The sequence below is a fragment of the Pseudonocardia sp. NPDC049154 genome, assembly GCF_040648315.1.
GTDB lineage: Bacteria > Actinomycetota > Actinomycetes > Mycobacteriales > Pseudonocardiaceae > Pseudonocardia.
In genome coordinates, this window is sequence record NZ_JBEZDN010000007.1 from 32410 (window position 1) to 58512 (window position 26103).

Genomic DNA, 26103 nt, shown 5'->3' on the forward strand with positions numbered 1-26103 from the left:
CCCCGCCCCGCGCGGCGGGGGCCGCCCCCCCGGCGGCGGGCCCCCGCCCCCCCCGCGCCCGGGGGGGGGCCTCGGCGCCCGCCCGCCCGGACTCCGGGCTGCTCGCGCACGACGCCCGGACCGCGAACCGCTCCGGCTGGGCCCGCAGCGCGGGCAGGTGAGCCCGCGCCGCCCATCCGCGGGCCGCGCTCAGCCCGACGATCCCTACTCCGATCACGTTCTCTCCCAGCATGAACGGGCCGCGCACCGCCCGACGCGGTGCGCGGCCCCGGGTCCTGCCTCAGGCCAGGCCGAACCAGGGCACCGGCCGAGCCGTCATCTCCTCGGCGTCGGCGGGGCGGAAGACGACCTCACCGTCGAGGGTGTACTGGCCCCAGTCGCCCTCGGCGTCCGGCCAGAGGCGGGCCAGGAACTGGACGTCGCCCTCCAGCTTGACGATCCCGACGGCGTAGGGGAGCTGGTCCTCGAACCCGGTCGGCGAGCCGACGCGGTGCACGGCGAAGCTGTGCAGGACCCCGGTGGTCGGGCCGGGCACGAAGTCCAGCTGGTCCTCGTAGCAGAACGGGCACAGGTGCCGCGGGTACATGATGTTCCGGTTGCACGCCTTGCAGTGCTGCACCACGAGCTCGCCGCGGCGCAGGGCCTCGCGGTAGGGCTCGGTCAGCGCGTCCATGCCGGCCTCGTTCGAGCTCGTCACGCCGAAACCCCTTCCAGCAGGAGGACCTGCGAGTCCATGTAGGTGCCGCCCGATCCGCCCAGGACCGCGCGGGTGGCGCCCTCGACCTGGCGCTCGGAGCCTGCGCGACCGAGCAGCTGTCGGACGCCCTCGGTGAGCAGCGCCGTGCCCCCGCCGACGCCGGTGTGCCCGGCGGACAGCAGCCCGCCGTTGGTGTTGACGGGCAGCCGCCCGCCCGGGGAGAACTCGCCGCGCGCGAACATCCGTGCGGCCTCGCCCTTCGGCGCCAGCCCGAGACCCTCCAGACCGCTGGTCAGGACCGCGGCGTAGGAGTCGTAGATCTCGGCGATGTCCGCGTCCTCCGGACCCCAGCCCGCCATCTCGTAGGCCGCGGGCCCCGCGAGCTCCCAGCCGAGCTTCCCGACCTCGCGCTCCTGGCCGATGCTGTAGTGCGACACCACGCCGCCCTCGCCCGCGATCCGCACAACCCTGTCCTTGCCGAGCGCGCGGGCGTTGCTCCGGCTGGTGAGCACGAGGGCGCACGCCCCGTCCGCCAGCATCGGGCACTCGAAGGCCCGGATCGGGTCGGTGATCATCTTGGAGCCGAGGACCTGCTCGACGGTGAGCTTCTTGTCCTTGTACATGGCGTTGGGGTTGAGGTTCGCCCAGTCCCGCAGCGCCACACAGACCGACGCCATGTCGGCCGGCGTGGACCCGCTCTCGAACATGTACCGCTGCTGGATGAGCGCGCCGACGGCGTTGAAGCTGACCCCGGACTGCTTCTCCCACTCGCGGGGGATCCCGTTCGCGGTGAGCATGTCGATCATCTCGGTGACCGGGGCGGAGCCCCATTTCTCGGCCTGCAGCACCAGGACGTTCTTCGCGTGCCCGCTGTCGATCAGGCCGGCCGCGGTCCGGATCGTGTTGTCACTGGTCGATCCACCGGAGTGGACCATGTACTGGCACTTGACCTTCTTGTTCAGCCCCAGCTCCTCGACGATCCGCGAGAAGACCAGATCGGCCTGGTCGGCGGGGGAGTGCAGGCAGGGGATGAGCAGGATGGTGTCGATGTCGGTCATCGTCAGCCCGGCGTCCTTGACCGCCGCGACGCCGACCCGGACGAGGTCGCCCATGAACGGGCGGTTCGGGTAACGGCCCGACGGCTGCTCGCCGATGCCGATGAACACCGGCTCGGTGTCACTCACCGTTGTCCTCCTGGATATCGCGTCGAGCGAGGAGGACCATGCGAAATCGCATGACCTGCTCGTCCTTCTGGTTGAGCACGAGATAGTCGATGTGCAACTTCCCGTATGGTTTTTTCGGGTCCTGGCTCGGCACAGCGAGCGCAACCGCCGCTCGGACGCGGATGGTGTCCCCGGGCCGAACCGGTGCGAGGGCCGTGAGGCCTTGACACTCCAGGAACGCGACGATCGCGTCGCCGAGGAACCCGGACCGAGCCACCAGGCCGACGGCGAACCCGTAGGTGAGCGGGCCGTGGGCGATCCTTCCGCCGAAAGGCGTCGATCGACAGAACTCCTCGTCGGTGTGCAAGGGATAGTGATCGCCGGTCAGTCCGGCGAACGTGGTGATGTCGCCGATGTCGACGGTCCGGCCCGCGGTCTCCACGCTGTCGTTCAACGCGAAGTCGTCGAAGGTGTGCCGCAGCCGGTTGAAGGTCTGCTCGCTCAACGTGCCGTCCTGAGTCAGAGGGGGTCAGAGGGAGAGCGCGGCCAGGGCTTCGTGGGTCAGACCCATGCCCTGCTGCTCGTGGATGAGCCGTTTGATCTCACGGGTGAGCATCACGCGGGTGTAGCGGGCGCCCAGCGGCGGCTTGGCAGCGATCCGCGCCGCGATCTCGCGGGCGCGGGGGAGGACCTGCTCGGGCGCGACGACCTCGTTGACCACGCCGAACGCCAGCGCCTGCTCGGCGTCGAGGGTCTGCTCGGTGAGCAGGAAGTAGCGGCCGCGCTGCGGGCCGAGCACGTGGGTCCAGCAGATGTGCGCGCCGTCCCCGGGGACGATTCCGTTCGCGAAGTGTGGGGAGTCGGCGAACGTCGTGGTGTTCGACGCGATGGTGATGTCCGACAGCACCGGGATCTCGGGGTGCACGGTCGCTGGGCCGTTGATGGCCGCGATGACCGGGACCTCGATGTTCATCAGGTTCTGCAGGAGCCGCTGGCCCTCGAAGATGATCTGCGACCAGTCCTTGGCGGTGCCGAGGCTGAACTTGGTGAAGTCGATCTCGGAGCAGAACGAGTCACCGACGCCGGTCAGCACCACGACCCGGTTCTCGGCGTCGCAGGCGATGTCGGTGAAGCAGTAGGCGAGCTCGTCGTGCACCTGCGGCGTCCACACCAGGCTCTTGCCGTCCGAGTGCAGGGTCACCTGCAGAACGCCGGCCTCGTCCCGCTCCAGTCGGATGGTCTCGTACTTCGTCGCGTAGTCGTCGAACGACGGAGCGATCAGCGCCATCGGAGTCGCCCTTCTGCTTGAACAATCGTTTGTTGGGAACGTATCAGCCGTCGGTCATGGCTCACAAGGACCGCACTCGCAGCCGCGTTCAGGAGCGGGCGCGCAGCCCGCCGAGCAGGGCGTCGGCCAGCTTGGCTGCGAGCTCGTCCGGGGTCGCAGGACCGTCCGGCGAGTACCACTCCGGGGTCCAGTTCAGGGCGCCGAGCAAGCCCAGAACGGCCACCTTCACGTCGACGTCGGCGGAGAACTCGCCGCTCGCCACGCCCGCCGCGACCGCGCGGGTGAAGAACTTCTCGTAGCTGCGGCGCTTCTCCCGCAGTCGGGTCCGATGTGGCTCGGTCAGGAAGCGCCACTGGTGGAAGACGATCAGCGTGCGGCCCGGGTTGTCCGCCACGATGCGCAGGTGCGCGCGGACGGCGAGCCGCAGGGCCTCGGTGGCCGGGGGGCGCTGTGCCTCGATCTCGTCCGCGGCGGCGACGAACCGGTCGACGCCGCCCTCGATGATCTCGAGCAGCACCGCGTCCTTGCTCTGGATGTGGGCGTAGAGGCTGCCCGGCAATACGCCGACGGCGGTCGCGATGTCCCGCATCGAGGTGCCGGTGTACCCGTTTTCGCCGAAGAGCTCCGTGGCGGCGCTCAGGATCGCCTCGCGCGGCGTGGCGCCCGTGGGCGCGCGCGAGCTTGTGCGTGAGGGTGGCATCGGCGCTCTTCTCGTAGGGAGGTGCTGGTCCGACTATAAACAACTGTTCGTTCGTAGGTGAAGGCATCACTCGGATCGGATGTGTGCGTACTCCAACGCCCACCACACCTCGACGAGGACGTCGGTGTCGGCGAGGTTCGCGCCCACGGTCTCGGCGAAGCGGCTCAACCGGTAACGCACGGTGTTCTCGTGCACCGAGAGTGCGCGGGCCGTTGCCTGCACCGAGCGCTGCTCCCGCAGCCACCGCGCGACCGTCTCGACCAGCGCGACGGACCCGAGCCCCCCGCTCAGGAGGTCCGCCAGGTAGCGCCGGTGCAGCTGCTCGCCGAGCTCACGCTCCTGCTCCACGGCGACGCGCACGGACAGCGACGAGCTGTCCACCACCCCGGTCCGCCCGTACCGCAGCGCCACCGTGAGCACCCGGGTGGCGTCCGCGAAGGCTCCGCCGACCTCGGCGAGCGTGACCGGTCCGGCCACCGCGATCACGCTGTCGGCCAACGGCTCGGGGAGTGTCGTGAGCAGGCCCACCACGTCCCCGTCGAGCGGGGCGATCAGCGCCCGCGCGTCCCGGTGCTCGAGGTGGCGGGCCATCCGGTGGGGGTCGAGCGGGTCGCGGGCGCGCACGACGCGGTACCGCTCCCCGGTGCGCAGCCCGTGTGCCGCCCCGACCGTGCCGAGCTCGGCGGCATCGATCCCGCCGCCCAGCAGGCGCTGCACGAATGTGATTCGCCGCCGCTCGTCCCGCCGGGCACTGTCGATCTCCACCTGCTGGCGGGCGGAGACGAGCACCCCGGAGTAGCGGTCGGTCAGGTCCCAGAGGCGCGTGGCGACCGCGAGGACGGCCCGGGGGTCGGCCCCGCTCTCGGAGGCGGCGTCGACGAACGCGTCCCGGAGCACGGCCATCACCGCGCGGTACGCCTCGACCACGGCGTCGGCGGGCACCCCCTGGCGCGCCCGTCGCTGCCCCGACTCGCGCTCGTCCTCCTCGATCCCGGACAGGGCGGGCCGGTCGGTCAGGGTCGCGACGACCCGCTGCACGTTGCGCCGGCAGGAGCGGCGCAGGTCGTCCTGGGGGACCGGGTCGTATGCGGGATGGCGGCGCAGCGCCGCGAGCTGGCGGGCGACGAGCTCGTCGGTGTCCGCGGTCAGGCGGCCCGCGACCTCGGTGAGCAACGCCTCGGTCGCGACCGGCATGGAGATCCTCCAAGAACAAGCACTCGTTTTTTCGGTTTCTCCCTATCATCCCCCGGTGGGGCGCGCCTAGCGTCCGCAGGCATGACGGACACCGCCGCCCCGACCCGCACCGCCGCGACCGCGGCCCAGATCCTGCGCGCCACCGCTCTGCGGTCCCCGCGGCTGCCGTGCCTGCACGACCTGGACACCGACGAGAGGCTGGACTACGGCGCGCTCTGGGACCGGGCTGCGGCGATCGGCGGCGGCTTCCGCGCGAGCGGGCTGGAGGCCGGTGACCGCGTCGCGCTGCTGCTGAACAACTCGCTGGCCTACGTCGAGGCCTACCTGGGCGCGATCGCGGCGGGGCTCGTCGTCGTCCCGCTGAACGTGCGGCTGGTGCGTGAGGACTACCTGCATATGCTCACCGACTCCGGCAGCCGCGTGCTGGTCACCGCGGGCGAGTTCCGGGACCGGGTCCCGGACGTCGAGGGGCTCACGGTGCTCGAGGCGGACGCCGGCGCGCTCGACGACCTCGCCGGCCTCGGCGCCCCGCTCGGCGAGCCGGTGCCGAGCGACCCGGAGGCCCCCGCCAGCCTCATGTACACGAGCGGGACGACCGGGGCGCCGAAGGCCGTCGTGCTGACCCACCGGTCGTGGGAGCGGGTGGCGGACCGGACCGAGGAGGTCCTGTCCTACGGCGACGACGAGATCACCCTGCACGTCGCGCCGCTGACCCACGGCGCCGGGTTCCTGCTGCTGCCGACGCTGCGCCGGGGCGGGCTGAACCTGTTGTGCCGCAGCTACGACGCCGCCCGCACCGTCACCCTGGTCGACGAGCACGGCGTCACCGGGATGTTCGTGGTGCCCTCGATGATCCGGATGCTTCTCGACGCGCTGCCCGCGGGCTGGGCCCCGCCGGACACCCTGCGCCGGCTGTACTACGCGGGCTCCCCAATCGACCCCGGGACCCTGCGGGAGGCCGCCGAGCGGTTCGCCGGTCGGCTGGTGCAGTCGTTCGCCCAGATGGAGTCCCCGATGTTCTTCACGGTGCTCGACGAGGCGGACCACCGGCGGGCGCTGGCCGACCCGGAGTCCTCCCTCGTCCGGTCCGCGGGCCGGGTGCTGCCCGGCGTCGAGCTCCGGGTGGTGGACGAGTTCGACCACGACCTGCCCGCGGGCGAGGCGGGGGAGATCCTGGCGCGCGCACCGCAGACCATGAGCGGCTACTGGAATCGGCCGGACGCGACCGCGGCGACGCTCGCGGGAGGTTGGCTGCACACCGGGGACGTCGGCTACCTCACCGAGGACTCCTACCTGTACATCGTGGACCGGGTGAAGGACATGATCGTCACCGGCGGGTCCAACGTGTATGCCCGCGAGGTCGAGGACGTGCTGGTCCGCCTGCCGCAGGTCCGGGAGGTCGCGGTCGTCGGTCTGCCCGACCGGATCTGGGGCGAGGCCGTGACCGCAGTGGTCGTCCCCGATGGACCGGAGCGGGACGACGCCGCGATCATCACCGGTGCCCGCACGGCCCTCGCCGGCTACCGGGTGCCGAAGCGGGTCGTCTGGGTGGACGCCCTGCCGCGCAACGCCTACGGCAAGGTGCTCAAGCGGGAGCTGCGCGAGCGGTTCGGCTGAGCGCCCGCTCGACGAGGACGAACTTCTGCACCCGGGCGGTCGCCGTCCGGGGCAGGTCCTCGGCGCTGGAGAACTGGACCGTGCGCGGGACCTTGAACCGGGCCAGGCGATCACGGCAGAAGTCGACGATCTCGGCTGCGGTGGGTGGGGCGGTGGGGTCGCGCGGCACGATCCACGCACAGCCGACCTCACCCATCCGGTCGTCCGGCAGCCCGACCACGTGGGCCTCCGCGACCCCTGGGTGCGCAGCGAGGGTCCGCTCGACCTCGCCGGGCAGCACCAGCTCGCCGCCGCACCGGTAGGACTCCTTCCGGCGGCCGGTCAGCACGAGGTAGCCCTGCTCGTCGAGCAGGCCGAGGTCGCCGGTGCGGAACCAGCCGTCGGCGGTGAAGGCCGCGGCCGTCTCGGCGGGCTTTTGGTAGTAGCCGCGGGTCACGATCGGGCCGCGGACCACGAGCTCGCCGCGGACCCCGCGGCCGAGGTGGGCGCCGGTGTCCGGGTCGATCACGGAGTACTCGGCGAGCGTGCCGCCCAGCCCCGGCTCGCCCGCCACACCGGCGGGCTTGCCGGTGCCGTTGGTGCCGGACAGCCGCTCCTCCTCGTCACCGGGGCGGGTGCAGACGGTCGACGCCGTGGTCTCGGTCTGCCCGTAGGCCGTGTAGCACTCCTCGGCGCCGAAGGCGGCGCGCAGTGCCGACCAGATGCCGGGCGGGTGGGCGCCACCGGAGCTGAACACGGTGCGCAGCGAGGTCGCGTCGTAGGCGACGTGCCGGGCGCGCTCGAGCACGACGGTGGTCATCGCGGGCACGCACATCAGCTCGTCGATCCGGTGTTCGCCGAGGTCGGCGAGCATGCGGTCGGCGTCGAACACGTCCTGCATCCGGACCGCCCCGGCCACGGCCATGACGGCCAGCAGGCCCTCGACGTAGCCGAAGACGTGGAAGAGCGGTAGCGCGAACAGCATCCGCCACCCGTCCGCGAACGCGCGGGTGTGGGCGCTGGCGTGGGCCGTGCGGAGGACGGCGTCGTGGGTGAGAAGCACGCCCTTGGCGTCGCCCGTTGTGCCGGAGGTGTAGATCAGGTCCGACGGGGCGAACGGGTCGGCGGCGGCGGTGCGCCGCCGCACCTCGGTCGCGGGGACGCCCCAGCTCTCCAACGCACCCAACGGGACGCCGCGATCAGCCGGGCCGACAACGACGACGTCCCTGAGGAGCGGGAGCGCGTCGCCCCCGGCGCGTCCGGGGCGCGTGGCCCAGCCCGGCGCGATCCGGTCCAGCTCGGACAGGTGGTCGACGTCCCGGAACCGGGCGACCGTGACGAGCAGGACCGAGTCCGACTGGTGCAGTGAGTACCGCAGCTCGGCATGGCGCAGCGCGGTGTTGAGCGGCACCGCGACCGCCCCGAGCCGGGCGACTGCGAAGCGCAGCGCGACCGCCTCAGGGCCGTTGGGCAGGTCGAGCGCGACGTGGTCGCCCGGGCAGACGCCCCGGGCGACCAGGCCGGCGGCGAGGCGGGCCGACCATCCCGCCATCGCCTCGTAGGTGACCGGGGCCCCGTCGGTGAGCAGGAGGGGCCGGTCCGGGTGCTCGGCGGCGGCCGCGTCCAGCAGCTGCGCCGTGGTCCGCGGCGTCCACCTCGGTCGCCGCCGCGCGAGGGCGGCGCGCCGCTCGGCGACGGTGGTACGGGTCAGCATGCGGTTCATCGTCGTCGACTCCCCGAGGGTGATCCTGGCGGCCGGCCCGCCCCGGGTCAGTTGTACTTGGCGAGATACCCTGCGTCCACGGGCAGCGTGACGCCCGTGACGTACTTGGACTCGTCCGACGCCAGCCAGGCCACCGCGTCGGAGATGTCGCCCGGCTCCATCCACGGGATCGGCAGCAGGTTCATCGCCGTGAACGTGTCCCCGAAGTCGTCCACCGTGGGGTTCTCGACGCCCGGGGCGAAGGCGCTCCAGATGGCCTCGTTCTGGATCATCTTCGTGTTGGTGGAGCTCGGGTGGATCGTGTTGCAGCGGATGAACTTCGGCGCCAGCTCGTTCGCCAGCGTGCGCATGAGACCCACCACCGCGTGCTTGCCCATGTTGTAGTGCACCTGGTTGGGGAACCCGCGCATCCCGGCGGTCGAGCTGATGATCACGATCGAGCCGCCCTGGTCCTGCTCGAGCAGGATCGGCACGGCGGCCTTGCAGGTGTTGTAGGGCCCGTGCATCTGCACGTCGATCATGTCGCGGTACATCTCGTCGGTCATGTCGACGAACGGGGCGGCGGACCAGATGCCCGCGTTGGCCACCACGATGTCCAGGCGGCCGAGCTCGCTCGCGCCCGCCTGGACGGCCTCGGCGACCTGGACGCGGTCCCGCACGTCCGCGGCGCGGGCGACGATCCGGCGGTCGAGCTGCTCGACCAGCTTGGCGGTCTCGTCGAGGTCGGCCTGGCTCGCGAGCTCGTAGGGCACGCTCGCGATCGGTGCGCAGATGTCCAGGGCGATGATGTCCGCACCCTCGGACGCCAGCTTCACCGCGTGTGCCCGGCCTTGGCCGCGGCCGGCGCCGGTGATCAGTGCGACCTTGCCGTCCAGCTTGCCCATGTGGCTCCTCGTGTCGACGTCGTCACGGACCCAAACAACTGTTTGTTGAACCGACCCTATGACTGGTCCGGGAGGGTGTCAACGGCCGTCATCCCTCGCCGCGGACCGTCAGGCCGCCGTCGATGGCGAGGGTCTGGCCGGTGACGTAGGAGGACTCGGGGGAGGCCAGGAACGCGATCGCGGAAGCCACCTCCTCCGGCGCGCAGAGTCGACGGAGGGGCACCCGCTCGGCGTAGACCCGGCCCCGCTCGACGCCGATCCGCTCGTCGAACCCGGCGGTCCGCACATAGCCCGGCGCGACGGCGTTGACCCGGATGCCGTACTCCGCCCACTCGACGGCGAGGACCCGGGTCAGCCCCGTGACGCCCGCCTTGGCCGCGCCGTAGCCCGCCCGGCCGGCCATGCCGATCAGTGCGGCAGCCGAGGCCATCATGACCACCGCCGGTGACTCCGACCTGCGAAGGAGGGGGAGTGCGGCGCGCGCGCAGCGCAAGGCGCTGCCCAGGTTCACGTCGAGCGCCGCCGCCCAGTCGGCGTCGGTGAGCTCGGCGACGGGGGTCGCGACGGGCCGCCCGGCGTTGTTCACGAGGGCGTCGATCCGGCCGAACCGCTCGCCGGTCGCCGACATCAGGTGCTCGACGGCCGCGGTGTCGGTGACGTCCGCGGCCACCGCGAGCGTGGACGCCCCCGCCGGGTCGAGGGCGGCGCGCCGCTCTTCGGCGCCGGCGCCGTCGAGGTCGGCGATCACCACGGCCCATCCGCGGTGGTGGAGCAGGGTCGCGGTTGCCAGGCCGATCCCGTTCGCCGCCCCGGTCACGACGGCCACCCTGGGTTGCTCGTTCATGGGGAGGGTCTAGCAAGGAATCGCCGACCCTTGCAAACAAATGTTTGCTTCCTGATCGGGGCGGTCGTAGCGTCGAGAGGGTGAGCAGCGCCGACACCTTCCGCGGGATCCGGGTCCTCGAGCTGACGACGACCATCGCGGGCCCCTACAGCGCCATGATTCTCGCCGACCTCGGGGCGGACGTGGTCAAGGTCGAGCGACCCGGGGGCGGTGACGACGCGCGGAGCATGCCCCCGCACCGCGGTGCCGAGAGCGCGGTGTTCCACGCCGTGAACCGGAACAAGCGCAGTGTCGTCCTGGACCTCAAGGACCCGGCAGGGCGGGAGGCGTTCCTGCGGCTCGCCGAGTCCGCCGACGTCGTCGTGCAGAGCTACCGGCCCGGCGCGGCGGACAAGCTCGGCCTCGGGTTCGCAGATGTCCGCGCCCGCAACCCCCGGGTGGTCTACTGCTCGGTGTCCGCCTTCGGCGCCTCCGGCGCCGCCGCCGGGCTGCCTGGCTACGACCCCCTGGTCCAGGCCTTCACCGGCATGATGAGCATGACTGGCGAGCCGGGCGGTGCCCCGGTGCGCGTCGCACCCTCGCTTACGGATCTCACCACGGGGATGTGGGCGGCGATGGCGATCATGGCCGCGCTGCGCAGGCGGGACGTCACCGGGGTGGGCGAGCACGTGGAGGCCACCCTCGTCGACAGCGGGTACGCCCTGCTCTGCCACCAGATCATCGGCATGTACGCCACCGGGGTCACTCCCGGGCCGCTGGGATCGGCCTCGCCGATCACCGCGCCCTACGAGTGCTTCGAGACCAGCGACGGCTGGGTCATGATCGCCGCGGGGAACGACGGTCTGTTCGCGCGGCTGTGCCCCGCGCTCGGGGTGCCCGAGCTGGCGTCCGACGAGCGCTTCGTCGGGTCCGCCGCGCGGGTGCGCAACCGGGACGCGCTGCACGCGGCAGTCCAGGAGCGGGTCGGCAGGCACACCACCGACCGGTGCGTCGCGATCCTGCGGGAGGCCGGGATCCCGGTGGGGCCGGTGAACGACCTGCGGGCCGCCGTCGAGCACCCGGTCGCCGTGGACCGCGGGACCGTCGTGGCGGCCGACCCGGAACCGGGGGAGGAGCCCGTACTGCCCATGGTCCGCCTCCCCCTCGACGACGCGGGGACGGCACACGCCCGCCCACCCCGCCTCGGTGAGCACTCGGTCGACGTGCTGCGCGAGGCCGGGTTCGCCGAGGAAGAGATCGCCCGACTCCTCACCCTGACCGCGGGCTGACGCCCGCCGAGAACGAAGGAGGCCGCGATGAGGCGGCAGTCGCACGTCGTCGGGTTGCTGGCGGCGACCATCCTGCTCGCGGCGTGCGGGGGCACCTCCGCCCCGCCCGCCGAGACCGTGCCGATCCCACCGGCCCTGCAGGGCGTCTACGACCAGGCTAAGTCCGAACCCGTCCTGACCTGGTACAGCTCGCAGGAGCCCGCGCTCAACGACGCCGTGGTCGCGGCGTTCACCCGGCAGTACCCGGGGGTGAAGGTGGAGTCGCTGCGGCTCGCGACCGGCCCGCTGGGCGTGCGCTACGCCCAGGAGCGGGCCGCAGGCGCCGTCACCGCGGGGCTGGTGACCCTCGCCGACCCGAACTTCGTCGACCAGGGCCTGTCCGCGGGGTGGTTCGAGCGGTTCGACAAGACGGCCCTGCCCGACCTCGCCCGGCTGCCCGACCGCTTCTTCGCCGACGGCGTCGCGACGACCGGGGTCAACGTGCTCGGCATCGGCTACAACACCTCCGAGGTGCAGGACCCGCCGCGGACCTGGGAGGACGCCCTCGCCCCCGAGTACGAGGGCAAGATCCTGCTCGGGGACCCGCGCAACGTCCCCTCCTACGTCGCGCTCGCCCGCGTGCTGAACGAGAAGGTGGCGCCGGACTTCCTCGAGCGGCTCGTGGCCCAGCAGCCCACCGTCGTGGACAGCATGGTGCCCGGAACCCAGCAGCTGGCAGCGGGCGAGGCGGCGCTGGCCTTTCCGGATGTGCTGTCGGTGACGAAGCCGTTGGCCGACAAGGGTGCCCCGATCGACTTCGTCGTGCCCGAGCCCACGACCGGGGTCGAGTTCGCCTCGATGATCTCCGCGGGGTCTGCGAGCCCGAACGCGGCCCGGCTGCTCTACGACTTCCTCTTCACCGACGCGGGCCAGCAGGCGTTCAACGCCTCGACCGGCGCCTCCCCGATCGGTGCCGTCGGGGAGACCGCCGCGCTGCCCGCCGGGTATGTCGACCCGGCGATCCGCGAGCTCCCCGCTGTCCGGGCGGACCTGCTCGCCCGGCTGGGTCTCGGATGACGGCCGTCGCGGCCCCCGCGCGCGTCGGCCACCCCCGGATCGGGATCGAGGGGGTTCGCAAGACCTTCACCCGGCGGGACGGCGTCGAGGTCCGGGCGATCGACGACATCACCCTCGACGTGGCGCCGGGGGAGTTCGTGGTGTTGCTGGGGCCGAGCGGCTGCGGCAAGACCACGCTGCTGCGGGCGATCGCGGGGCTCGAGCCGGTTCAGGCGGGCCGCATCGTGCTGGACGGGCGGACCGTCGAGGACCCGGGCGGCGGTGTCCGGGTGCCGCCGGAGCGGCGCGGCCTGTCGATGATGTTCCAGTCGTACGCCCTGTGGCCGCACCTGAGTGTCGCGGACAATGTGGCCTACCCGCTCACCACGCGCCGGGTCCCGCGCCGCGAGCGGGCGGACCGGGTCGGCCGCGCCCTGGCGGCGGTGGGGATCGGCGACCTCGGCGAGCAGTTCCCCGGCCGGCTGTCAGGCGGTCAGCAGCAGCGGGTCGCGCTGGCCAGGGCTCTGGTCGCAGGTGATGGGATCGTACTGTTCGACGAGCCTCTCTCCAATGTGGATGCCAAAGTGCGCGACCAGCTGCGCGGCGAGATCCGCAGGCTGCACGCCGAGCTCGGGTTCACGGCCGTCTACGTCACGCACGACCAGGAGGAGGCCCTCACCCTCGCCACCCGCCTCGTCGTGCTGCGGGAGGGCCGGATCGCGCAGTCCGCGCCGCCCGCGGAGGTCTACCTGCGCCCGGCGGACACGGGCGTCGCCCGGTTCATGGGCGCGGGCAACGAGCTCGCCGGGACCGTGGCCGCGGACGGCGTGCGCACGGCGGTGGGCCCGGTCGTCGCGCGCGAGCACGCGCTGCCCGCGGACACCCGGGTGCTGGCCTTCAGCCGTCCCGAGGACTGGCGGTTCGCGCCCGGCGCGGAGGTCGCGAACCGCTGGCGGGGGCGGGTGGAGACGGCGGTGTTCCTCGGACCCCTCTCGGAGTACACGGTCGCGCTCGAGGGCGGCGTCGTCGTGCGGGTGCGCACGCTCGGGACGTCGGGCCCCGAGGTCGGGGACGCGGTGGGGGTCGGGGTGCCCGCCGAGGCGGTGCGGCTGCTCGAGGACCCGTCGTGATTCGCGCCCGCTCGCCGTTCGGCCTGGTCGTCGGCCTGCTCGGGATCGTGGTTGTGGTCCTTGTCGGCTACCCCCTGCTGCGGACGGTGCTGGACATCGCCCTCGCGGGCGGCGAGTTCGCTGTAGCGACCCGTTCGGTCCTGGCCGCGCCCGGGCTGTGGTCGATGCTGGGCAACACCGCGCTGGTGCTCGCTGCGAGCACGGTGATCGCGACGGTCGTCGCCGTGCTGTTCGCCTGGCTCTCCGAGCGCACGACCGCGCGGATGGGGTGGGTGGCCGGGGTCCTGCCGGTCGTCTCGCTGCTCGTCCCCTCGATCGCCGGGGCGATCGGGTGGGTGCTGCTGGCCTCGCCGAAGGCGGGGTTCCTCAACGTCGCCGCCCGGGACCTCGGGCTGCCCGCCGTTCTGGACCTGTTCGGCTACCCCGGTCTGGTCTTCGTCTACGTGCTCTACCTCGTGCCGCAGGTCTACCTGCCCGTCGCGGCGGCCATGTCCGAGCTGGACCCGGCGCTTGAGGAGGCGGCGCGGGTGAGCGGGCGCGGGCCGTGGCGCACCTTCCTGACCGTCACCCTGCCGGTCGTGCGGCCCGCCGTGCTCTCCGGTGCCCTGCTGGCGCTGGTCTACGGGATCGCGCTGTTCAGCGTGCCCCTGATCATCGGCACGCAGGCCGGGATCGACGTCCTCAGCGTCTCGATCGTCCGGCTGCTGACGGTCGAGTTCCCGCCGCGGCTGCCCGAGGCGATCGTGCTCTCGGTCGTCGTCCTGGTCGTGCTCGGGGTGGCGTGGTGGGTCAACGGGCGGGTGCTGCGCGGGGGCCGCTACGCGACGATCGGGGGCAAGTCGGCCGGCGAGCGGCCGGTGGAGCTGGGGCGTGCGTGGACGGTGCTCGCCCGCCTCGGCATGCTCCTCTACCTGCTGGTCGCCGCCGTGCTGCCCTTCGCCGCGCTGCTCGTCGTGTCGTTCCAGGGGTTCTGGTCCGGGCGCGTGGCCGGGGTGTTCACGACCGAGAACTACGCCGACGTGCTCAGCGGCGGGACCTTCGCCGGGCTGAGCAACAGCGTGCTGCTCGGGATCGGCTGTGCGCTCGTCGGCATGGCGGTCGCGGTCCTGCTGGCCTGGCGCATCGCGGGCGGAGGCTGGTGGGCCCGGGTCCTCGACGCGACGACCAAGCTGCCGGGCGCATTGTCCCACGTCGTGATCGCCGTGGCCCTGGTCGCGGCCTTCGCCGGCCCGCCGTTCGGGCTGGCGGGGTCGCTGGTGCTGCTGGTGGTCGCCTACCTCGTGCTCTACCTGCCCCAGGCCACGCTCAGCGCGCAGTCCGCCTTCGCGGTGGTGGGGCCCGATCTCGTCGAGGCCTCCCGGATCTCCGGCGAGGGGCCCGCAGGCACCCTGCGGCGGATCTCGGTGCCGCTGATGACCCGCGGCCTGGTGGCCGGGTGGGTGTTCCTGTTCGTCCTCGTCGTCGGCGACATCACGGCATCGGCGATTCTCGCCAGCACCCGCACCCCGGTCGTCGGGTTCGTGATCCTGGGGCTGTTCCAGAACGGCACCTATCCGGCACTCGCGGCCCTGGGCACCCTGATCACGGTGGTGTCCGCAGCCGTGGTCCTCCTCGCCCTGGCGGTGCGTAGGCGGACCTGAGCTCACCGCCGCCGCAGGTCGAACTCGCGCACCTGCGGGCGGTCCAGGCCGTCCGCGGCGAGTTTGTACTTCTCCACCCGCTGGCTCGGGGTGCGGGGGAGGTCGGGGCGAGCCTCGAGGTAGCGGGGGACCATGTAGCGGGGGAGCTGTTGGCGCAGCCATGCGTGCAGGGCGTCGAGGTCGGGTTCACCGCGCAGCACCACGTCCAGCTTGACCTCGTGCTCGCCCAGCTCGGCGGGGACGGCGTAGGCCGCCGCGTCGACCACGGCCGGGTGGGTGCGGGTGACGTTCTCCAGCTCCACGGCGGAGATGTTCTCGCCGCGGCGCCGGATGGAGTCCTGGTTGCGCATGACGAAGTGGACGTGGCCCTGCTCGTCGTAGTAGCCGAGGTCCCCGGTGTGGAACATGAAGTTGCGGAAGGCGCGCGCGGTGGTCTCGGCGTCGCCGAAGTAGCCGCGGGCCATCGCGTCCGGCAGCAGCGGGCGGTACACGAGCTCGCCGAGCTCGCCCGGGCCGAGCATGCGATCGTCCGCGTCGACCACGCCGTGGTCGACCCACGCGGGCGCGGGCCCGATGGTGTCCGCGGAGACGCCCTCCAGCCGCTCGCGGAGGGGGAGGTGCGGGAAGATCTCCGTCATCCCCCAGCCCTGCCAGACGACCGTGGTGCCGTACCGGCGCTCGAACTCGACCCGGTCCGCGGGCTGCGGCAGCACGTAGACGGTGTGCAGCCGGTGCTCGGGAGCCTCCGGCACCGTGTGGAGGATCATCGCGGTCATCTGACCCATCAGCATCGCGAACGTGGCGCCGTCCTCGGCGACCTCGGTCCACCAGTTCCGCGCCGAGAACGCGCTCTTGAGGTGCGCCGTGCAGCCGACGTGCAGCGCGGAGTTCGCGAAGACCTGCAGCCCGGCGATGTGGCACATCTGCAGGGGCGTGGACAGCACGTCGTCGGGGGTGTGGCCGAGGGCGTCGGAGGCCATCGCGGAGGCGAGGTAGAGGTAGTGGTGTGGCCACATCGCGGCCTTCGACCCGCCGCCGGTGCCTGAGGTGAACATGAGCACCGCGAGATCGGACGGGCGGGGGCGCACGGGCGGTGGCTCCGCGGGCACCCCGTCGACCAGCGCGTCCAGCCCGAGGACCGGCACGCCGTGCATCGTGTCCGGCGGATCGCCTGCGCCACAGGCGATCACGAGCCGGACACCGCCCAGGTCGCGCAGCTCGGCGAGCCGGGGCAGCAGGTCCGCGCGTACGGCGAGGACCTGGGGGTCACACCGGCCGAGCAGGATCCCCAGCAGCTGTCCGCGCAGCTCCGGGTTCATCGGCGCCGCGACCCCGCACGAGGCGAGCGCGCCGAGGAACACCGGCATGAACTCGACCTGGTTGCGCAGCAGGAGCGCGACCCGGCTCCCGGCGAGTCCCCGGGCGGCCAGGGCGGCGGCCACCCGCAGACCGGCGTCCCGGGCCCCGGCGAACGTCAGCCGGTCCCGCCCGTCGAACACCAGCCAGTCCGCGTCGGGGCGCTCCGCGGCCTGCGCCTCGAGGACGTGCAGGACGGTCCGCTCCTCGCCGTGGAACCGCGTTGCCAACGGGCCGAGGTCGGGTCCGGTCCCGCGCAGCAGCCGACGTTCCATCACGGTCACCTCCGAACAAGTATTTGTTCAAAGGTTACTCCCGCGAGCGGGCCGGCGGCTGCAGACCGTCCAGGACGGTGTCGGCGAGGTCAGAGGCGATCTCCTCGGCGGAGAGGCTGCCCGCGGGTGAGTACCACCCGGTGCGCCGCAGCCGCTGCGTTGAACAAGGTCCTTGTTCGCAGACGGACGCGCGCCGGCGCAACGGTCGACTACCTGGCTTGGATCCCGCCGAGGACGTTGTCGGCGAGCTCGTTCGCGACCTCCTCGGCGCTGAGGGCGCCGGTGGGGGAGAACCACTCCGAAGCGTTGTTGAGCATCCCGATGAACGCCAGCACGGTCACCCGTGGGCTGCGAAGCTTCCGGAACTCGCCGGTGCGGACGCCGTCGCGGACGATCCTCACGAAGAGGTCCTCGTACTGCTGGCGCAAGGCGATGATGCGACCCTGCTTCGCCGGGGAGAGGTACGTCCACTGGAAGAACGCGACACGCGTCTGTTCCTTCGTGCGGCCGAGCACCTCGAAGTGGGCCAGGAACGCCGCGCGGAGACGCTGCGGCGCAGGGTCGTCGCTGTCGGCGGCGGCGCCGATCGCCTCGACGTAGTTCTGGATGCCCTTCTCCACGATGCGCAGCAGCAGGTCCTCCTTGCCGCTGATGTGCACGTAGAGGCTCCCCGGCAGAAGGCCGACGGCGTCGCCGATATCGCGCATCCCGATGACCGGGTAGGTCTTCTCGGCGAAGAGGCGGACAGCCTCCTGCTCGATCTGCTCTGCCGACACCGGCCCCGAGCCGCGAGCGCGCCGCTCGCCACGTGTCGTCGCCACTCGGCGCCCCCTTCTCGTCGTACGTACTCCATCGTCCCACGGACGTCGCGTCAGCCGCTCCAACCGGTCTGAACAATCAGTTGTTTGTTCGTGTTGAAGGGCCTAGCGTGAGGGGGACGAGCCGTCCGATGGAGGTGTGGGGTTCGTGGACTTCCGGTTCACCGACGAACAGCAGATGTGGTTCGACACGCTGACCGCGTTCATGGAGAAGGAGGTCGGTCGCGAGTACATCCGAGAGCACGACGAGTCGCGCGTCTTCCCGGAGGAGGCATACAAGAAGTTCGCCGAGCGCGGCTGGTTGGGGCTGCTGATCCCGGAGGCGGAGGGCGGCCTGGAGGCCGACGCGGTGATGTACGCGATCTTCTGCGAGGTGATCGCGAAGTACAGCCTGGACTTCGCCGCGGCGATCATGACGTCGATGTTCACCGCGACGAACATCGCGCACAACGGCACCCGGGAGCAGAAGGACACCTACCTGCCGGGCTTCCTTGCGGGCGACGTGAAATTCGCGATCTCGATCTCCGAGCCGGGTGCGGGCTCGGACGCCGCCGGCCTGGCCACCAAGGCCGTCCTCGACGGCGACGAGTGGGTGCTCAACGGCAACAAGGTGTTCTGTTCGGGCGCGCACCTGCCCGGGACCGTGATCAATCTGATGGCGCGGACGGGAGCGGACAAGCACCGCGGGATCAGCATGATCCTCGTACCGAACGACACCCCCGGGGTGGACATCCGCAAGCTCAACACGATCGTCCGGCGCAGTCTCGGGACCACGGAGATCTTCCTGACCGACGCCCGGGTGCCGCGCACCAACATCATCGGCGAGGCGGGAGAAGGCTGGACCTACGTCGGGCAGCACCTGGAGTGGGAGCGGTTGAGCCTGGCGGCGACCTACGTCGGCAACGCCCGCACCGCCCTCGACGACACGGTCGAGTACACGAAGAACCGCACCCAGTTCGGCCGCCCGCTGTCGAAGTTCCAGGTGCTCAAGCACCGGATGGCCGAGCGGGAGACCGAGGTCAACGCGGCCCGGCTGCTCGTCTACAGCGCGGCGACGAAGCTCGCCCGCGGGGAGCGCGCTCTCAAGGACGTGTCGATGGCGAAGGTGTACGCCGCCGACGTCGCCTACCGCTGCGCCTTCGACGGCATGCAGGCGCTGGGCGGATACGCGCAGCTGCCCGAGTACGACATGGAGCGCTACTTCCGCGAGGCCAAGCACGCGATGGTCGGCGGGGGCACCTCGGAGATCCAGCACAGCATCATCGCCAAGGAGATGGGTCTGTAGGACCCGGGAAGGACTGGCTCAGTGACGAGCACGGTCGAGAACGAACTCCTGGAGACCGGCGCGGAGGTCGAGTGGCTCGGCTCCGGCTACGGGGCCTTCACCGATGCGGGCGCCATGCTCGGCGTCGCGGAGGGTCCCGTCTGGTTGGCCGCCGAGCAGGCGTTGAGCTTCAACGACAGTGGCAACGACACCCGGTACTCGTGGACGGAAGCCGGGGGGATCACCGTCGCGCGGACGGGAACGAACGACGCCAACGGTTCGACCCGCGACCGACAGGGTCGGCTCGTGTCCTGCGAGCACGCGACGCGGCGGGTGACGCGGGAGGAGCCGGACGGCTCGGTCACGGTGATCGCCGACCACTACCGCGGCTTGCGGCTGAACCGCCCCAACGACGTCGTCGTACGCTCCGACGGCTCGATCTGGTTCACCGACCCACTCACCTTCCAGGTCGACACCGACCTGGACTTCGCCGGCGTCTACCGCGTCTCGCCCGACCTGAGCCGCATCAACCTCGTGGCCCGGGACTTCAACATGCCCAACGGCCTGGCGTTCTCCCCCGACGAGCAGACCCTCTACATCAACGACACCAACCGGATGCACATCCGCGCCTTCACCGTCGACTCCTGGAGCGTGGCGGGCGCGCGTCTCGACCAGGACTCCGACCGGGTGTTGATCTCCATGTCCCCGAACCGACCGGGCCACCCGGACGGGATGAAGCTCGACGCCGTGGGCAACGTCTGGTGCACGGGACCGGGCGGCATCTGGGTCGTCGCTCCGGACGGCAGGCATCTGGCGACTCTGGAACTTCCGCGGGTGCCCGTCACCAACTTCTGCTTCGGCGGGCCCGACCTGCGCACGATCTTCTTCACGACGTTCACCGAGCTCGGGCGGATCCGGGTCGGCGTCCCCGGCCTCGACCCGGACCGGAAGATCGAGCAGGTTACCGGGCCGGGGTGGACGGCCGAGGGGCGGACGGACTGACCCGCAATCGCCGGTCCCCTTGCCCTGGAGATGCGCGACGTGCCGTCAACTCGCTTCGGCCGGCGCTTGCGTTGTGACCCCGCGTCCAGGGGAGGGGCAGACTAGATCTTTGCCGGGACCGGATCATCGATCCAGTCGATTCCGGTTACGACGATCTAGTCGTTCGCTCAAATGCCGTGATCGCCGCCGCCGGCAGGCACTGCATGGGCGGGCGGCCTGCGCGAGGTCGCTTCATGACACCACTTATGACGCGGAATCTGGTTGACTGGTGCTGCCGGAGGGGCTGGAGAGGCCTCACACGCCAGCATTGTCGCTGGTAGGAGGCCTGAGAGCGAGGTACTGCACGCTTTACGCCCGAGCGGTCGCAGGTTCGATCCCTGCCGCGCCCACCCAGCTCAGCACGGCATTGCTGTTCAGTTCTGTCACGACACGCCCGTCTCATGACACCAGTTGTGACACCAACTCCTTCGGTCGCGCTCCAGTTTGAGGCGGTGGCCGGAGGACCTTGTTGCACGACACGCCGGCCCGGGGGGGACAAGGTTCAGCTCGTCTCGGCGAGTCGTGTCAGCCCGCGCTGACGAATGGGGTCGGAGCGGCGCGTATATGGATGCTGCACTGAGTACGGGGCTGCCCAGGCAGGCTGCAGGCGGACCCGCGGCAGCGTCGACCGCCTCCCCAGTGCTGATGTATCCGCGGTACATGGCATCGAGGGTGTGGTGGCCAAGCGGGTCGACCAGACCTACCGCGGGCACCCGGGGGATGGCGGAAGATCAAGACCCGGCTGACGCCGAAGCGGTCGTCGGGGGCGTGCCGGCACACTCGCCGAACCCGAGGCGCTGGCGGCATGCCAGTACGGCGCGCACGGGCGGCTGCGGGTCGCCGGCCGGACCACCCGGCTGTCCGGGCCGCCCGCGCGCACCTACGGGATGTCCTGACCCCGGTGGAAGGGGGGCACCCGTGGCCGGCGGTGATCCCCTCGGCGCGCTTCGGGCAGCGCCCGAGCGAACCGGTCGCCTACGTGCAGGTGGCGCCCAGTGTGGTGGTCGAGCTGGAGTTCGACGCCGGGTTCGAGCAGGGCCGCTGGCGTCATCCCGTGCGGGTTCGTGCGCTCCCGGCTGGACTTGCACTCCGAGCAGGCCACGCAGGCTTCGAGCCGATGAGCGGTCTATCAGCAGCTGAACACCCGCCCCGCCCTGCAGGGCTGCTTCGGGTGTCAGGTGTTCTTTGCCCACCGACATGCGTTCTCGCGTCTCCAGGTCGGCCGGCCGTCGTCGTTCTTGCCCGAGGCCGGGGTTTCAGGTGGCGATGACGACTTCCACGTCGGCGGCGGCGAGGGCGGTTCGGAGGGGCTCGGGTGGCGCTTCGTCGGTGACGAGCACGTCGATGAGGTCGAGCGGGCCCAGGACCATGGCCTTCTTGCGGTCGAACTTGGTGTGGTCGGCGGCGACGACGACGCGGTCGGCCAGGCTGGCGAGGAGGCGGCGGACCTCGACCTCGGTGGGGTCGAAGTAGGTGATGCCGCGGTCGACGGAGAGGCCGCCGCAGCCGAGGATCAGCAGATCGAGGTGGACCTGTGGCGGCTCCTGCACGATGCCGGGGTTGACCAGGCTCAGTTCGGGGGTCAGGAGGCCGCCGAGCACGATCACCCGACTTCCGCCCTCGCGCGCGGTGATCGCAGCGTGGAGTGCGTTCGTGACGACGGTGAGGTCGCTGCGATGGGCTAGTTCGGCGGCGACGGCGTGGCAGGTCGTTCCGCTGTCGATTCCCACGGCGGCACCCGGTCCGACGAGTTGGGCGGCGACGCGGGCGATGGCGGCCTTCTCGCCCGCCTGGGTCGAGGCCCGGGAGCCGTAGGCGGGGGCGCGGCGGATGATCGCCCCACCATGGACCCGGTGTAGCTGTCCGGCCTCGTCGAGCTCGGCGAGGTCGCGGCGGATGGTCATGCCGGACACGCCGAAGCGCCGCGCCAGCTCGGTGACGTCGACCTGTCGGTTTTGCTGCAGCGTCTTGAGGATGTCGCGCTGACGCGCACTTCGTGCGTCCTCCGCGGCGTTGTCCTGCGACACCCGGGTAACGCTACCGGGCCCTGCGATCGCCCTCAGGCTCATGGCCGGCACCCAGCCCGATGCCGCGGCGATCGTTTGTCCGGCTCGCCGGCCTTGACGCCCGCGCGTGCTCGGGCTCCACGGACTGGCCTCATCCCCGGCCTCCTGCCTCTGCACCTCCGGTCGGAGGTAATGTGCGATTGAACATAGCAGCGACCACGCGAGATGCGAACAGGTCGGCGGAGCAGGACAGCCGTCTCACCTGCGATGATCGAACGAAGCTGGTAGATGCCACCCCTTGACTCTCGCCGACGGTGCCCCTACTCTCCTCGCATTCAATGTTCATTCGAACATCGCTGTTCGGAGGTTGAAGTGGCGATACGCATCAAGGCGGGCATGGAGAAGGTGCCCGGCGGGTTGATGTTGATTCCCCTGCTCGTCGGGGCGGTGATCCACACGGCGGCACCGGACGCGGGGAAGTTCTTCGGCTCGTTCACCGGGGCGATGTTCACCGGCTTGGCGCCGATCCTGGGCGTGTTCTACGTGTGCCTGGGCGCGACGTTGGACCTGAAGGCCACGCCCTACATCGCCAAGAAGGGCGGGGCACTGCTCGGCAGCAAGATCCTGTTCGCGGTGGTCGTGGGCATCGTCGCGGGCCGGTTCCTGGGTGAGGCACCGATCTCCGGCGGGCTGCTCGCGGGCTTGTCGGTGCTGGCGGTGGTGGCGGCGCTGAACGACACCAACGGCGGGCTGTACATGTCGCTGATGGGGCAGTTCGGCCGCAATCGCGACGTCGGTGCCTACAGCGTGATGAGCCTGGAGTCCGGCCCGTTCCTGACGATGGTCACCCTCGGCATCGCCGGGCTGTCGGCGTTCCCGTGGCAGGCGCTGGTCGGGGCGATTCTGCCGCTGGCGCTGGGGATGGCGCTGGGCAACCTCGACCCGGCGATGCGCCGGTTCCTGGCGCCCGCGGTCCCGGCGCTCGTGCCGTTCCTCGGGCTCACCCTCGGGTTGACCATCAACCTGACCGCGGTGTGGCAGGCGGGCCTGCTCGGCATCGGGCTCGGACTGTTCGTCGTGCTCATCGGTGGCGCGGTGTTGCTGCTGGCCGACAAGCTGACCGGGGGTGACGGCATCGCCGGACTCGCCGCGGCCACCACGGCCGGCAATGCCGCGGTTGTCCCGGCGATCGTCGCGCAGGCCAATCCGGCCTACGCCCCGGCCGCGCAGAGCGCCACCGTGCTCGTCGCCGCGTCGGTCGTCGTCACCGCAATCCTCTGCCCGATCATCACGGTGCTGTGGGCCCGAGTGGTCCTCAAGCAGCCCGCCGGTGGAACCCGCGAAGCCGAAGCCGCCCTGGCGGCCGATCTGCACCCGCACCTGGACCACGTGCCCGCGGACACCGGCGAGTCCGCACCCGAGGCTGCGCACGTCTCGGTGGTCGACGACACCGTCGCGGACCGAGCGCACGACGACCGGACCAGGACGACCGACCGCAGCGACGGCACCGCGTCGACCAGTGATCCCACGAGCCGGCAGCCGGACCGCACCGTCTGCCGCGACCGGGAGGAGCGAGAAGCGGATGCGTGACCAGCGAGTGGTGCGCTGCACCTACTACCTCGAGTCGGAGATCGAGCCGGCCCGAGCCGCGGCGATCCTGGCCGGCGAGCAGTCCAGCGGGACGTTCGTGGCGGTGCCCGGCGAGTCGGCGGAGCTGCACGAACGGCACGGCGCACAGGTCGTGGACGTGCAGCACCTGGGCCGGCGTAGCCCGTCGCTACCGTCGCGGACCCAGCCGGAGAAGGTCCACGCGGCCCGCGTGGTGGTCGAGTGGCCGATGGAGAACATCGGCACCGACCTGGCGACTCTGCACACGACCATCGCCGGGAACCTGTTCGAGCTGCAGGAGCTGTTCGCCTGCCGAGTGCTGGACCTGCAGCTGCCGGCGGAGTTCGTCGCCGCGCACCCGGGCCCGGCCTTCGGTATCCCTGGGACGCGGCGGCTGATCGGCGACGTCGCGGGCGCGATGATCGGCACGATCGTCAAACCGAACGTGGGGCTGTCGGAGGAGCAGTTCCGGTCCGTGGTCCGCGAGCTCGCCCGTGCCTCGATCGACCTGATCAAGGACGACGAGCTGATGACCGACCCCAGCTACCTTCCGCTCGAGCGCCGGGTCGCCGTGGCCACCGAGGAGATCCGGGCGGCCGAGCAGATCACCGGGCACCCGACGATGTACGCGTTCAACATCACCGGAGACCTCGCAGGCCTGGGCCGACGGCACGACCTGGTCGTCGAGGCCGGCGGGCGGTGCGTGATGCTCAACGTCCCGGTGATGGGCCTGCCGGCACTGGCGTGGCTGCGCGAGTTCGCCGAGGTCCCGATCCACGGCCACCGGGCCGGCTTGGCCGGCTCGATGCGCTCGCCCGCGCTCGGGATGTCCTATCGGGTCTGGCAGCAGCTCGCCCGCCTCGCCGGCGCCGACCATATTCACGCCAGCGGGCTGGGCAGCAAGTTCTACGAGACCGACGACGAGGTCGCGGCGAACGTCGCGAGCCTGCTCGCACCGCTCGGCGACACCCTCGGCCCGGTACCTACCCTCTCGTCCGGGCAAAACGTCACCACGGCCGCGCCCACCTACGCTGCGGTGCGCTCCACCGACCTGCTCATGCTCGCCGGTGGCGGCGTCGCCGCACACCCGGACGGACCCGCTGCCGGAGTACGCAGCCTGCGCGAGGCCTGGGCCGCCGCCATCGACGGAGTTCCGCTGCAGCGGGCCGCGGAGCTCGCGGCGGACACTGGTGACCCGGCGCTGCTGCACGCGGTGCAGAAGTTCGGCGACCGCATACCGCAGGAGGAGGACTGACATGCCCGCCGTCAGCTTCGTCGCCGACGACCTCACCGGTGCCGCCGACGTCCTCGCCCAAGCCCACCGATACGACCTCGACGCCGTCCTTGTCGTCGGAGGCGGCGATGACCCACTGCCGACGGACGCGGACGTCGTCGGCATCGCCGGGCCCGCGCGCTCACTCGGCGGGGAGGCCTTTGACGAACTGGTCCGGTCACAGCTCGCTCAGATCGCGCGGACCCGCGCTGAGGTGCTGCTCTACAAGGTCTGCTCGACCTTCGACAGCCTGCCCGCCCTGGGCAGCATCGGTCGAGGCATCGAGTTGCTGCGCGAGCAGTTCGCCGGGCTGGGCCCGGTCGCCGTCGCCCCCGCCCAACCGCAGTTCGGGCGCTACACCGCCTTCAGCAACCACTTCGGGCTGTTCGCCGGGCAGGTGCACCGCCTCGACCGGCACCCGGTGATGTCCCGGCATCCCTCGACTCCCATGCACGAGGCGGACCTGCGCCAGGTGCTCGCCGAGCAGTTCACCGACCGTCAGGTCCCGGCTGCCGTGCACCTGCCGGCCTACGCCGACGGCTCGTTCACCGAGCGCTGGGCGGCCTGCCAGGCGGAGTCCGTGCCGGCGTTCGTGGTCGACGCCGTGACCGACGATCATCTCGACGAGGTTGCCCGCGCCCTGCGCGGCGCCGGCCAGAGCTCCGCGGCGCATCCGAGCGTCGTGGTCGGCTCCGGTGGGATCATGGCCGCGTTGGCCCGCACCGCCACCGGCCGCGAGGCGCGCCGGCCCGGTCGCCAGCACGCCTCCGGGCCGGTGCTGGTGGTGAGTGCCTCGGCCTCGAGCACGACCGCCGCGCAGATCGGCGACGCTGTGGCGCACGGCTGGGCCGACGTAGCGGTGCCGGTCGAGCTGCTCAAGAGCGACGACCCGGACCTGGCAGCCACGCTCGAGAAGCACACTGGCGCGGCACTGTCCGCAGGCCGCGACGTCGTCGTCCACACAACACGGGGTAGTGAGGACCCGAGATATGCGGCGGCGGGTCCGGTCGACCCACGCCATGTCGGCGGACTGCTCGGCACCCTCGCCGGGCGCATGGCCGCCGCCGGGCTCACCCGTGACGTCGCCGTACTGGGCGGTGACACCTCCAGCCACGCCCTGATGGCCATGGGCGTACGCGAACTGCGCGTGTCCGACCAGTTCGTCACAGCCGGACCGATCTGCCGCACCGACGACCACGCCACCGTGGCCGAATGCCGGCTGCTGCTCAAGGGCGGCCAGGTCGGTCCGCCCGACATCCTGCGCCGGTTCGCCGGCCAGACAGCCCACCCCTAACCACCT

At 71.6% G+C, this 26103-nt stretch carries 22 protein-coding genes and 1 pseudogene; 10 read left to right on the forward strand and 13 right to left on the reverse strand.

Translation table 11 applies throughout. The annotated features are described in order from the left end of the window. The 7 genes and pseudogenes from AB0B41_RS06170 to AB0B41_RS06200 form a co-directional block, all read right to left on the reverse strand. Positions 1–232: pseudogene (locus AB0B41_RS06170) on the reverse strand (hypothetical protein); the annotation flags it as partial. Positions 233–280: 48 nt separating this feature from the next. Next, positions 281–697 (reverse strand): zinc ribbon domain-containing protein, encoded by a 417-nt coding sequence (locus tag AB0B41_RS06175; protein WP_358199550.1) that lies wholly within the window; start codon positions 695–697, stop codon positions 281–283. Further along, positions 694–1881 (reverse strand): thiolase family protein, encoded by a 1188-nt coding sequence (locus tag AB0B41_RS06180; protein WP_358199551.1) that lies wholly within the window; start codon positions 1879–1881, stop codon positions 694–696. The genes AB0B41_RS06175 and AB0B41_RS06180 overlap by 4 nt, the downstream gene beginning before the upstream one ends. Then, complete coding sequence (locus tag AB0B41_RS06185; RefSeq protein ID WP_358199553.1) at positions 1874–2365, reverse strand: MaoC/PaaZ C-terminal domain-containing protein; 492 nt, start codon at positions 2363–2365, stop codon at positions 1874–1876. The genes AB0B41_RS06180 and AB0B41_RS06185 overlap by 8 nt, the downstream gene beginning before the upstream one ends. A 24-nt stretch (positions 2366–2389) precedes the next feature. Continuing rightward, the gene (locus AB0B41_RS06190) at positions 2390–3148 is read right to left on the reverse strand and encodes an enoyl-CoA hydratase/isomerase family protein (protein ID WP_358199555.1); all 759 of its coding nucleotides are present in this window, start codon (positions 3146–3148) and stop codon (positions 2390–2392) included. An 88-nt stretch (positions 3149–3236) separates the two neighbouring features. Next, on the reverse strand, positions 3237–3848 hold the full coding sequence (locus AB0B41_RS06195) for a TetR/AcrR family transcriptional regulator (protein ID WP_358199557.1): 612 nt from the start codon (positions 3846–3848) through the stop codon (positions 3237–3239). 66 nt (positions 3849–3914) lie between these two features. Then, entirely contained in the window at positions 3915–5042 is a 1128-nt protein-coding gene (locus tag AB0B41_RS06200) for a helix-turn-helix domain-containing protein (RefSeq protein WP_358199559.1), read from the reverse strand. 81 nt (positions 5043–5123) lie between these two features. Between AB0B41_RS06200 and AB0B41_RS06205 the strand changes: the two genes are divergently transcribed. Next, positions 5124–6659 (forward strand): AMP-binding protein, encoded by a 1536-nt coding sequence (locus AB0B41_RS06205; RefSeq protein ID WP_358199560.1) that lies wholly within the window; start codon positions 5124–5126, stop codon positions 6657–6659. Here AB0B41_RS06205 and AB0B41_RS06210 read toward each other — a convergent pair. The 3 genes from AB0B41_RS06210 to AB0B41_RS06220 all read right to left on the reverse strand — a co-directional run bounded on the left by AB0B41_RS06210 (position 6628) and on the right by AB0B41_RS06220 (position 10089). Next, positions 6628–8352, reverse strand: coding sequence for a class I adenylate-forming enzyme family protein (locus tag AB0B41_RS06210; RefSeq protein WP_358199562.1), 1725 nt, complete (start codon positions 8350–8352; stop codon positions 6628–6630). The two genes, AB0B41_RS06205 and AB0B41_RS06210, sit on opposite strands and share 32 nt — an antisense overlap. Positions 8353–8408: 56 nt before the next feature. Next, complete coding sequence (locus AB0B41_RS06215) at positions 8409–9245, reverse strand: mycofactocin-coupled SDR family oxidoreductase (protein ID WP_358199565.1); 837 nt, start codon at positions 9243–9245, stop codon at positions 8409–8411. Positions 9246–9333: 88 nt separating this feature from the next. Then, positions 9334–10089, reverse strand: coding sequence for an SDR family NAD(P)-dependent oxidoreductase (locus AB0B41_RS06220; RefSeq protein WP_358199567.1), 756 nt, complete (start codon positions 10087–10089; stop codon positions 9334–9336). An 80-nt stretch (positions 10090–10169) separates the two neighbouring features. Here AB0B41_RS06220 and AB0B41_RS06225 point away from each other — a divergent pair, with 80 nt between their 5' ends. The 4 genes from AB0B41_RS06225 to AB0B41_RS06240 are packed head-to-tail and all read left to right on the forward strand — an operon-like array spanning position 10170 to position 15162. Further along, entirely contained in the window at positions 10170–11357 is a 1188-nt protein-coding gene (locus tag AB0B41_RS06225; protein ID WP_358199569.1) for a CoA transferase, read from the forward strand. A gap of 27 nt (positions 11358–11384) precedes the next feature. Further along, positions 11385–12413 carry an extracellular solute-binding protein gene (locus tag AB0B41_RS06230; protein ID WP_358199571.1) on the forward strand — a complete coding sequence of 343 codons (1029 nt, stop codon included), beginning with the start codon at positions 11385–11387 and terminating at the stop codon, positions 12411–12413. Beyond that, positions 12410–13522, forward strand: a complete 1113-nt coding sequence (locus tag AB0B41_RS06235) for an ABC transporter ATP-binding protein (RefSeq protein WP_358199573.1) — start codon at positions 12410–12412, stop codon at positions 13520–13522. Before AB0B41_RS06230 ends, AB0B41_RS06235 begins: the two co-directional genes overlap by 4 nt. Beyond that, positions 13519–15162 (forward strand): ABC transporter permease subunit, encoded by a 1644-nt coding sequence (locus AB0B41_RS06240; protein WP_358199575.1) that lies wholly within the window; start codon positions 13519–13521, stop codon positions 15160–15162. Before AB0B41_RS06235 ends, AB0B41_RS06240 begins: the two co-directional genes overlap by 4 nt. 2 nt (positions 15163–15164) lie before the next feature. Here AB0B41_RS06240 and AB0B41_RS06245 read toward each other — a convergent pair whose 3' ends face one another. Beyond that, positions 15165–16793: an AMP-binding protein gene (locus tag AB0B41_RS06245; RefSeq protein WP_358199577.1), complete on the reverse strand. Its 1629-nt coding sequence runs from the start codon at positions 16791–16793 to the stop codon at positions 15165–15167. Between the two features lie 209 nt (positions 16794–17002). After that, positions 17003–17614, reverse strand: a complete 612-nt coding sequence (locus tag AB0B41_RS06250) for a TetR/AcrR family transcriptional regulator (RefSeq protein WP_358199579.1) — start codon at positions 17612–17614, stop codon at positions 17003–17005. Positions 17615–17759: 145 nt separating this feature from the next. Here AB0B41_RS06250 and AB0B41_RS06255 point away from each other — a divergent pair, with 145 nt between their 5' ends. Continuing rightward, positions 17760–18896, forward strand: a complete 1137-nt coding sequence (locus AB0B41_RS06255) for an acyl-CoA dehydrogenase family protein (protein WP_358199581.1) — start codon at positions 17760–17762, stop codon at positions 18894–18896. A gap of 21 nt (positions 18897–18917) precedes the next feature. Next, complete coding sequence (locus AB0B41_RS06260) at positions 18918–19877, forward strand: SMP-30/gluconolactonase/LRE family protein (RefSeq protein ID WP_358199583.1); 960 nt, start codon at positions 18918–18920, stop codon at positions 19875–19877. Between the two features lie 1295 nt (positions 19878–21172). Here the strand turns inward: AB0B41_RS06260 and AB0B41_RS06265 are convergent. Beyond that, the gene (locus AB0B41_RS06265; protein ID WP_358199585.1) at positions 21173–21943 is read right to left on the reverse strand and encodes a DeoR/GlpR family DNA-binding transcription regulator; all 771 of its coding nucleotides are present in this window, start codon (positions 21941–21943) and stop codon (positions 21173–21175) included. A gap of 351 nt (positions 21944–22294) precedes the next feature. On the opposite strand from AB0B41_RS06265, the gene AB0B41_RS06270 reads away from it, so the two are divergent. Genes AB0B41_RS06270 through AB0B41_RS06280 form a run of 3 tightly spaced genes read left to right on the forward strand, consistent with a single transcriptional unit; the run spans position 22295 to position 26097 of the window. Continuing rightward, entirely contained in the window at positions 22295–23512 is a 1218-nt protein-coding gene (locus tag AB0B41_RS06270) for a 2-keto-3-deoxygluconate permease (protein ID WP_358199587.1), read from the forward strand. Further along, a complete protein-coding gene (locus tag AB0B41_RS06275) occupies positions 23505–24785 on the forward strand; it encodes a RuBisCO large subunit C-terminal-like domain-containing protein (protein WP_358199589.1) in 1281 nt (426 codons plus the stop codon). The genes AB0B41_RS06270 and AB0B41_RS06275 overlap by 8 nt, the downstream gene beginning before the upstream one ends. Position 24786: 1 nt before the next feature. Further along, complete coding sequence (locus AB0B41_RS06280; RefSeq protein ID WP_358199591.1) at positions 24787–26097, forward strand: four-carbon acid sugar kinase family protein; 1311 nt, start codon at positions 24787–24789, stop codon at positions 26095–26097. The last annotated feature ends 6 nt before the right edge of the window (positions 26098–26103 follow it).

Bases quoted from the DNA above. Each gene is read 5' to 3' on its own strand.
- AB0B41_RS06190 (WP_358199555.1), bottom strand. From the start codon at position 3,148: ATGGCGCTGATCGCTCCGTCGTTCGACGACTACGCGACGAAGTACGAG.
- AB0B41_RS06195 (WP_358199557.1), bottom strand. From the start codon at position 3,848: ATGCCACCCTCACGCACAAGCTCGCGCGCGCCCACGGGCGCCACGCCG.
- AB0B41_RS06200 (WP_358199559.1), bottom strand. From the start codon at position 5,042: ATGCCGGTCGCGACCGAGGCGTTGCTCACCGAGGTCGCGGGCCGCCTG.
- AB0B41_RS06205 (WP_358199560.1), top strand. From the start codon at position 5,124: ATGACGGACACCGCCGCCCCGACCCGCACCGCCGCGACCGCGGCCCAG.
- AB0B41_RS06210 (WP_358199562.1), bottom strand. From the start codon at position 8,352: ATGCTGACCCGTACCACCGTCGCCGAGCGGCGCGCCGCCCTCGCGCGG.
- AB0B41_RS06215 (WP_358199565.1), bottom strand. From the start codon at position 9,245: ATGGGCAAGCTGGACGGCAAGGTCGCACTGATCACCGGCGCCGGCCGC.
- AB0B41_RS06220 (WP_358199567.1), bottom strand. From the start codon at position 10,089: ATGAACGAGCAACCCAGGGTGGCCGTCGTGACCGGGGCGGCGAACGGG.
- AB0B41_RS06230 (WP_358199571.1), top strand. From the start codon at position 11,385: ATGAGGCGGCAGTCGCACGTCGTCGGGTTGCTGGCGGCGACCATCCTG.
- AB0B41_RS06235 (WP_358199573.1), top strand. From the start codon at position 12,410: ATGACGGCCGTCGCGGCCCCCGCGCGCGTCGGCCACCCCCGGATCGGG.
- AB0B41_RS06245 (WP_358199577.1), bottom strand. From the start codon at position 16,793: ATGGAACGTCGGCTGCTGCGCGGGACCGGACCCGACCTCGGCCCGTTG.
- AB0B41_RS06275 (WP_358199589.1), top strand. From the start codon at position 23,505: ATGCGTGACCAGCGAGTGGTGCGCTGCACCTACTACCTCGAGTCGGAG.
- AB0B41_RS06280 (WP_358199591.1), top strand. From the start codon at position 24,787: ATGCCCGCCGTCAGCTTCGTCGCCGACGACCTCACCGGTGCCGCCGAC.